The 7430-nt window shown below is 65.7% G+C and carries 8 protein-coding genes and 2 pseudogenes; 2 read left to right on the top strand and 8 right to left on the bottom strand.

The window, feature by feature from the left end:
* The first annotated feature begins 284 nt into the window (after positions 1 to 284).
* On the top strand, positions 285 to 1352 hold the full coding sequence (locus tag HW445_RS34120; protein WP_308799031.1) for a NucA/NucB deoxyribonuclease domain-containing protein: 1068 nt from the start codon (positions 285 to 287) through the stop codon (positions 1350 to 1352).
* Between the two features lie 39 nt (positions 1353 to 1391).
* On the opposite strand, the gene HW445_RS13235 is transcribed toward HW445_RS34120, so the two are convergent.
* The 6 genes and pseudogenes from HW445_RS13235 to HW445_RS13210 all read right to left on the bottom strand — a co-directional run bounded on the left by HW445_RS13235 (position 1392) and on the right by HW445_RS13210 (position 5650).
* Positions 1392 to 2222 carry an SMI1/KNR4 family protein gene (locus HW445_RS13235; RefSeq protein WP_374939641.1) on the bottom strand — a complete coding sequence of 277 codons (831 nt, stop codon included), beginning with the start codon at positions 2220 to 2222 and terminating at the stop codon, positions 1392 to 1394.
* Positions 2104 to 2797: pseudogene (locus HW445_RS13230) on the bottom strand (transposase family protein); the annotation flags it as partial. The gene HW445_RS13235 and the pseudogene HW445_RS13230, both read right to left, overlap by 119 nt.
* Before the next feature lie 156 nt (positions 2798 to 2953).
* A pseudogene (locus HW445_RS13225) lies at positions 2954 to 4123 on the bottom strand (IS3 family transposase).
* A gap of 131 nt (positions 4124 to 4254) precedes the next feature.
* On the bottom strand, positions 4255 to 4743 hold the full coding sequence (locus tag HW445_RS32790) for a hypothetical protein (protein ID WP_218956928.1): 489 nt from the start codon (positions 4741 to 4743) through the stop codon (positions 4255 to 4257).
* Positions 4744 to 4902: 159 nt separating this feature from the next.
* Positions 4903 to 5322, bottom strand: a complete 420-nt coding sequence (locus tag HW445_RS13215; RefSeq protein WP_180221217.1) for an ankyrin repeat domain-containing protein — start codon at positions 5320 to 5322, stop codon at positions 4903 to 4905.
* 22 nt (positions 5323 to 5344) lie between these two features.
* The gene (locus tag HW445_RS13210; protein WP_180221216.1) at positions 5345 to 5650 is read right to left on the bottom strand and encodes a hypothetical protein; all 306 of its coding nucleotides are present in this window, start codon (positions 5648 to 5650) and stop codon (positions 5345 to 5347) included.
* 309 nt (positions 5651 to 5959) lie between these two features.
* On the opposite strand from HW445_RS13210, the gene HW445_RS13205 reads away from it, so the two are divergent.
* Positions 5960 to 6124 (top strand): hypothetical protein, encoded by a 165-nt coding sequence (locus HW445_RS13205; RefSeq protein ID WP_180221215.1) that lies wholly within the window; start codon positions 5960 to 5962, stop codon positions 6122 to 6124.
* Between the two features lie 30 nt (positions 6125 to 6154).
* Here HW445_RS13205 and HW445_RS13200 read toward each other — a convergent pair whose 3' ends face one another.
* Together HW445_RS13200 and HW445_RS13195 are read right to left on the bottom strand one after the other, a co-directional pair.
* Complete coding sequence (locus HW445_RS13200) at positions 6155 to 6550, bottom strand: IS3 family transposase (protein ID WP_374939640.1); 396 nt, start codon at positions 6548 to 6550, stop codon at positions 6155 to 6157.
* Between the two features lie 416 nt (positions 6551 to 6966).
* Positions 6967 to 7407: an NUDIX domain-containing protein gene (locus HW445_RS13195; protein WP_180221214.1), complete on the bottom strand. Its 441-nt coding sequence runs from the start codon at positions 7405 to 7407 to the stop codon at positions 6967 to 6969.
* Between the last annotated feature and the right edge of the window lie 23 nt (positions 7408 to 7430).

Raw genomic sequence — 7430 nt, 5'->3', positions numbered from 1 at the left:
ACGCGCCACCCGCACGACGTCCTCACGGAACACCTGGGGATACGGCTTGGGCATTGCTCCATCCTTCCAGACCGCCTGACGGCAAGCCAGATTCAGATGTCACCCAACCCTGCAGCAGTCCCTCGCCCCAAGAGCTAGGTCTTGTCGACCGCCCCAGTGCCGCTCGATCCACAAACAGCGTTGCACACCGAACAGGGCCGACGGGCCTCGGCCCTGAGCATGTCCAAGCCTCTACCGAGACCACAACCCCACCGGGTGAAGTTTCCATCCAAGTCACTGATCCCGTGAAGCGCACAATCACACTGGAAGAATGCAAAGACCACACAGCTGCGGACGCCAGCATGTGGATACCGTCTCGATTCGCCATGTGCGAGTCGCAATGGTTCACCATCGAATGGCTCCAGAACGGTAAGCCTGTCGGGTTCACGCAGATGACCGCGACTGCTATCGGGGCGATAGCTGAGAATTCTCGGGTGATCCAATTCGACTACTATTTCTCCGACTTCTTTGCTACCGGAATTAACGCGATCGACGCAACGCTCGTAGGATCCAACCCAGACTATGTGAGTATCCCCGACTGGGCCGAGTTGACCCAGGGCGGTCTGGACCCGGGCCCGCGGACCGTTGCCGAGATCAAAGCCAACCCACACTTCATGATCTCTCGTCAGGCGCCCGTGGGCCAAGGCTTGACGCCGGACGATGGAGTATGGGCCGTCTGGAACATGGAATTCGAATTTGAAGCCCCGAAGCCCTGGGTAGACGTCCGCCCTTGGGAGGAATTGGAGTTCTCCTCCTTCGGGGTGCGCTGGGACAACTCCGCCTACCTGCCCAACTACAAGCCAGCTGACCCACTGCACAGCGGTGGTGCCACCTTCAGCTACAACGTCAGCCCTCTCCGCTACAGTACGGCGGCAACAGCTGAAGAGAAGGCAGTGGCCGACCACCTAAAGAAGGCGTTCACTCAGCCTTCCGCCACCCTGCCTGCCAATCCCGACAAGAACGTCCCGGGAGGAAGCGCATCCGACCCCCTACACCGGCTGCAAAAGAGCCTGGGACAGACGAACCTCAACCGATACAACGCCAACCGGCGTGAGGTAGTCAAGGTGTGCGCAGGAGTCGACCCCAATTACGCTTCCAAGGGACTGGAGTGCGATGAGTACCCATTCGCCTCCACGTACGAAGGATCGGCACGTTCGATCTACGAGCCCGATGCTGCGGCCAACAATTTCTCGGCCTTGGCGGTCCCCGCGAACGACAACGGAAGGGCAGGATCGCAGCTCGCCACGTATTACAACAATAATCGGATCATCGATGGCGAAAACGACGAGTTCTACGTGACGATCATTCCGTGATCGGACAGGGCGCTTTGACCCGCACAGGCGCCCTGTTCGTCAGAACTCCCATTCAAGCACGCCGCTTTCTGAGAACACTGCAGCACACCCGTTGCTTGTCAGATGTGGGTCCTTGTCAGGGCAATCGCCCGCCAGTGCACTCGTCTCCAGCGCCTGGGCAACATCGGCCCACATCTGAGTGACACTTGACCAAATTGGTGCCCCCGCATGACCATCGACCTGCCCCCAGTTCAAAACACACCCGCGCATCTCACCCGGACGTAGATCAGCGACAAAGAGGTCGCCTGTGGTGTCGTCGCCAACAGGGACGAAAAGGCGGTCGAACCCCTGAATTGCAGAGCCGGCGGACCGGTTCTCCGATACCGGATCGACCACCGGGGAATCCTCGAGCCGTCTCTGCCACAGGTCAACCGTGCGAGCCGCGCTGGGGGGCAAATGCATAGGAGGCAGGAGGGCTCCAACACCGACCTTCGGTTCCAAGCCATCCGCGAACAAAAACCACTCAACAAGGTCTGCAGGGAAAACCACCCCCATGCGTTCTTGCGCAGCCTCGATCTCGTCGCCGCTGGCTGGAGAACGCAGACAGCGCGCAGAAGCTGGTGCATGTTCGCCTAGTACACGGGCCATACGTGGCAGGGTCCGAGTCAAGGAAGGAGTCATAGCACTCATCCTGGCAGGCTGAACCACCGCAGCGGTACTGCGTCGTTGTCCGCAGTGGCCACCGGTGTCGTTCATTGAACCGTTTTCATCGCGAATATGCGCAGGTCCGCAGGGTATGGACGGCTTGGACTGCTGCGCCGATGCGGCGGGTGGAACAGCGGGCCTGCCGCAGTAGCTTTCGGGTCTTGAGCTGAGCGAAGGCTCGTTCACCGGGTGCCGTGAGTCGGGCGTGGTCTCGGTTGAACTGCTGGTACTGATCGGGTTGTTCGCTGTGGTGGTTGAACGGGGTGCGGAAGGTGGCTCCGGTGCTCTGGTAGGCGCGTCCGCGAGCACGAGGATCTGCCGGGTCAGGCAGGCCTGGACGATGCCGTGGGCGCGGGCCGCGGTGAGGTCGTGGGTGCGGCCCGGGGTGGCGCGGGAGAACCACAGGGTGCCGTCCGGTCGCGCGATGACCTGGACGTTCATGCCGTGCTTGTGGTGCTTCTGGGAGTAGTACGGCTGGTCCGCGGCGATGCGGTCAATCGGGATGAGCGTGCCGTCGACGATGACGAAGTATCCGTCGCCAGGCCGACGAGGGCCTCCTGCAGGCCGGGCGCTCAGGAGGCCTGGATCTCGACGGTCTCATCCACGTATCGCCAGGCGGTTGCGGTGGAGATCCCGAACCTTGCCGCGAGCTGGGGCAACGTTTCGTTCTTGCGCAGGTGCGCCAACGCCAGCAGGGCCTACTGGAAACAGACCAGCTTGCGCCACCGCGTGCCGCGTTCACCCCTTCGGGCATAGATCAGCCACGAGACATGCTAGCCAGCTCATGGCACGATACGGGACCGAGCGAGGCTCCTCGGACGAAGCGTGGCGCGTAGAGAACACCACCGCGACGACCAGGCGCTTCGCATCGGCACACCACCCCGCTGACCTGAACCGCTCCGGGATCGGTGGAGGCTCTATGCGTTGGCTCCAGCCGCCGGTTGGGGCTGGTGTTGAGCGTAGTAGTTGGTCTCGTGCTCGTGGGGCGGGATGCTCCCGATCGCGGTGTGGAGACGCTGGTTGTTGAACCAGTCGACCCATTCGGCAGTCGCGAGCTCGACGTCGGGCAGGCCGTGCCAGGGCTTGCGGGGCTTGATCAGCTCGGTTTTGTAGAGGCCGATCTGGGACTCCATGAGGGCGTTGTCCAGGGCGTCGCCGACGGTGCCGATCGAGGCGTCGATGCCGGCCTCGAGGAGGTGGGCGGTGAAGGCGAACGACGTGTACTGACTGCCCGCATCGGAATGATGTATCAGCCCAGGTCCGGCCGGGTTCCCGGCTCGGTCGCGGCGCCATAACGCCATGTCGAGAGCGTCCAGGACGAGCTTGGCCCGCTTGCTGGTGGCCGCGGACCAGCCGACGATCGCCCGGGAGAACACGTCGATGACGAAGGCGACGTAGACGATCCCGGACCGGGTGGCCACGTAGGTGAAGTCGGCGACCCATCGCTCGTTCGGGCGCGAGGCGGTGAAGTCGCGTTGCAGCAAGTCATCGGCCCTGTCATGGCCGTCATCACGGACGGTGGTGCGGATGCCGCGGCCGCGGCGGATGCCCTGGAGGCCGAGGTCGCGCATCAGCCGGGCGACGGTGCAGCGGGCCACCGGTATGCCTTCGCAGTGCAGCTGTCTCCAGACCTTCCGCACCCCATAGACGCTGAAATTGACGGCGTGGACACGGCTGATCTGCGTCTTCAGCTCCGCGTCCCGCACCGACCGTGCACTGGGCGCCCGCTTCCTGGCGGCGTAGTAGGTGCTCGTCGATGAACGCTACGAGCGCTTCGACGGCCGGTCGAGTTCGGCCGCGAAAGCCGAGGCCGCCCTGAGGATCTCGTTCGCTCTCCGCAGCTCGGCGTTCTCGGCCCTCAGCCGCTTGATCTCCGCGGCCTCCTCCGTGGTCACACCGGGGCGATGGCCGGCGTCGACCTGGGCCTTGCGGACCCAGGTCCGCACCGTCTCGGCGGCACCGACACCCAGCTTCGCGGCGACCGCCTTCATCGCGGCCCACTCGGTCGGGTAGTTGGGGCGGATCTCCGCGACCATGCGCACCGCACGCTCACGAAGCTCGGCAGGGTAAGGGGAAGGACGGGCCATGAACTCGATCCTCTCTCAGGGAATCGAGCCTCCAACAGACCCGGAGCGGTTCATAGTCGCTTGCCCCGTTAATCATGCGGGGGCGGCCAGGCCACCGGCCTGACGCCCCTGTAGCAGAAGGCTGCCGCCTGTCAGCTGGCGGTGGGAGCATCCTCCACCCACGGCTCGTCGGCCGCGGCCCGATGGGGGTCGCAGCGGCGGAACAGGTAGTAGCCGACGGTGTGGCCCTTCACCGCGACGTTCTGCCCTGACGACAACGTCTTGTCCTGGGACTGCTGCTCCTGCAGCACGAACACGTGGGATGTGTGGGCAAGTTCCCAGCCCTCACGGATCACTGCGTTCAAGTGGGGTGTGGCATTGTGAGGCCGCTCGATGGTGGCGGCCCCACCCAGCGCCACGATGATGGCGTCCTGCTCCATGACGACGATCGGGCATTCGAAGACGGCGTCCCCGCGCCGGTACGCGGCCCGCGCCTGGCCGGCCGGGGACTTTTCCCACTCCAGCCGGGCCTTCTCTCGCGCCTCCGCGGCCCTCCGCTCCGCCTTCTCCCGGAGGGCTCGCGACCTCTCCGCATCTGCTGCGGCTTGCTCCTCCGGCGTCCTCTGCGACAGGATTCCCACGCCGCCCCCTCAGCTCGTCTACCTTGCTTGGCTTGGACGGTACCGTCCGGCACGGACACCGGGACAACTGTCCCCGGCCACGAGGCAGAGGGCTACGCCGGGGATTCGGCCCGCCCTTCGGTCGAGCCCTTGGCAGGCGATTTGCGGGCGGGTCAGGGATCAGGCGAGGTGCGTCTGGAGGAGTGCCGCGATAGCCGGCCGGTCCTCTTCGTCGTCGTCCCAGCCGTCCGCCCAGTCGAGCGCCGAACCGCCGTTCGCCTCCGGCAGGCGTGGATCTGCGCCGTACCGCAGGAGCAGCTCGACCAAGGGCCGGTCCGCCTTGACGACGGCGGCGACGAGCGGGAGACCCCGGCGCCAGCCGGTGGATTCCTGTGCGGGTGACGCGCCGGCGGCGAGGAGCAGTTCGGCGCAGCGGGTTTCGCCCTGCACGGAGGCAAGGTAGAGCGGAGTAGCTCCGTCCGGGCTGGGGGTGTTGGGGTCGGCACCTTTGGCCAGCAGGTGCTTGACGGTTCCCGTCTTCCCGTCGGCTGCTGCCGCGGCCAGGCGGAGGGGGAGCTTCTTGCGTTGGCGGTTATTCACGTGGTTCCTACCGGTTCGCGGGTTACCTCTTGGCACTGCGGAAGGTGCAGTGGTGGGTGCGGTAGCCCTTGCCGTACTTCTTGGCGACCTGTTCCTGGACGTTACGCTGGGCTGCCCTCTCGGCCTCACCTTTGCGCTTTCCCTTGCCGGTCCCCTTGAGCTGCGTCTTGCCGTGGTCTCCTGTCCCGATCTTCTCGACGCCGCAGGTGGCGGTGGAGTACCAGTACTTCGGCTTGGCGGCTTCCGTGTCAGCGGCGTGAGCGGTGCCGGTGAGGGTTAGCAGCGCGCATGCTGCGGCGGTGGCCCAGGTGGCGAAGATCTTCTTCATGCCGTCCGCCTTTCATTGCGGTCGATTGTCCGGAATGGCGGGATCCGCGAACGAGGTTGGCACATACTGCGACGCAGCTCACCGTGGACGCGGGGAGCCACACGAACGAGCGACGGAAGACCTCCAGCGGCCGTACGGATACCGCGTCGCGTGTCCGTTGCGGCGTGCCGCCCCGACCTGGGCGTCCCCCGCGATGCAGCCTCCCGACAGGGACTGCGTAACCCCACCAGTGCTGCCACCCGGCAACCCTCCCCCGACACGCCCGTGCCGCGCACCACCCTCCGGCAGCCGGTGTCTACGCTCACCGACATGGCACACACGATCGACGCCCTGGTGGCGATGCAGCGGGAAGCCGACGAGGCACATGCCCGCGTGCGGGAGATGACCACCAAGTTCGGTGCGGACGACTGGAGCGAGGAACAGCCCCACGCGCATGGTGAGGCGTGGCGGGAATGGCGCCGCCAAGCGGAGTGAAGTTCCCCCATGACCTTGGACACTCGTTTCTTACGCTGCCAGGGAGTGACCTTGCTGGTGCCGCTGTCGGGTCTCGAGCGGGGTGAGGTAGCCCCACAGAGGGTGCTTGCGTAGCCGTCGGCGGTTGTAGAAGGTCTCGATATAGGTGAAGATTGCCGCTCGGGCGGTGGCTCGGCCCGGCCAGACACGGACACCGATCTCTTCCTTCAGGACAGCGAAGAAGCTCTCAGCTGTGGCGTTGTCGTAACAGGATCCGGTCCGCCCCATCTGCCGCAGGCCCAATCCCCTTATGTGACAGCGGAGTTCCTCCGAGGTGCACTCGCTGCCGCGGTCCGAATGGGCGATGCAGCCAGGCTGGAGGCCGCCCCGGCCGGCGGCCATGGTGAGCGCGTCGACCACGAGCGAGGCCCGGTGATGGTCGGCCATCGCGTAGCCGACGACCTCGCGAGTGGCCAGGTCCAGCCAGGTCGCCAGATAGAGCCAGCCCTACGGGCCTTTTGGCGAGGAATCCGCACCGCGAAGAGAACGGAAGGTCTGCCCCGGACGAGTGGCCGGGCCGAGTCGCGCGAAGCGAACTGCTCCTCTGCGCCCTGCGGTCACACCACCCCCTCCGGGAGCCCAAGGAGGCGTACTACCTTCGCTCGTGGGAGTACGCGCGCACCTCCGACGCCCTGGCCCTGCGCCCTGTAGCCGACTGGTAGCTAAGCCGTACCTCGTCTGTTCCGCCGTCCAGGATTCCACCCGGCTCCTGCCGGGCTGCCCGTGCTGCCGCCGGGTGTTCGGGTGCTGTGGTGCTCGAGGTCCTTGACACCCGTCGCCTGCCCCGGCTCGCACCTGCCTGACTACAGCCAGCCGTGGAGGGCCAGTGGGCCGGTGCTCTCCAGGTAGCCGCGGAGTCCGGCTGCCGGGTATTCGATGAGGTCCGGTAGGTCATGGTCGCTGAACCACTGGAGCGCCAGGCACTTGTCCGGCTCCTTGTTCGCCGGTGTTCCGTCCCACTCGGTGGCCAGGAAGAAGAAACCGATCCGCTCGGTGTCGTCGGCCTGCTTGTGGTGCACGATCTGGACCAGCCGCAGGTGTGCGGGGTCGACCTTCAGGTCGGTTTCCTCGAACAGTTCTCGTGCCGCTCCGGCGGGGAGTGGCTCGTCCGCGTCGAGTTTGCCGGAGGGCAGGTGCCAGCGGCCGTGTCCGTAGGGGCCGCCGCGCTGGGAGAGGCGGATCTTGTCTCCTTCGCGGACGATGACGTGGGTGTCGATGGTGGGGTGTGCCGGTGCTGCGCTCATGGGTCCTGGTGCTCGGTGTGGGT

The sequence above is a fragment of the Streptomyces sp. UH6 genome, assembly GCF_013421635.1.
Classification (GTDB): domain Bacteria; phylum Actinomycetota; class Actinomycetes; order Streptomycetales; family Streptomycetaceae; genus Streptomyces; species Streptomyces abyssomicinicus.
This window is presented reverse-complemented; position numbering and strand designations above follow the sequence as displayed.

What these genes read in the sequence shown, in the direction of transcription:
- HW445_RS13210 (WP_180221216.1), bottom strand. Translation starts at nt 5,650, where the DNA reads ATGAAGAAGATCTTCGCCACCTGGGCCACCGCCGCAGCATGCGCGCTG.
- HW445_RS13195 (WP_180221214.1), bottom strand. Translation starts at nt 7,407, where the DNA reads ATGAGCGCAGCACCGGCACACCCCACCATCGACACCCACGTCATCGTC.
- HW445_RS13200 (WP_374939640.1), bottom strand. Translation starts at nt 6,550, where the DNA reads ATGGCCGACCATCACCGGGCCTCGCTCGTGGTCGACGCGCTCACCATG.
- HW445_RS13205 (WP_180221215.1), top strand. Translation starts at nt 5,960, where the DNA reads ATGGCACACACGATCGACGCCCTGGTGGCGATGCAGCGGGAAGCCGAC.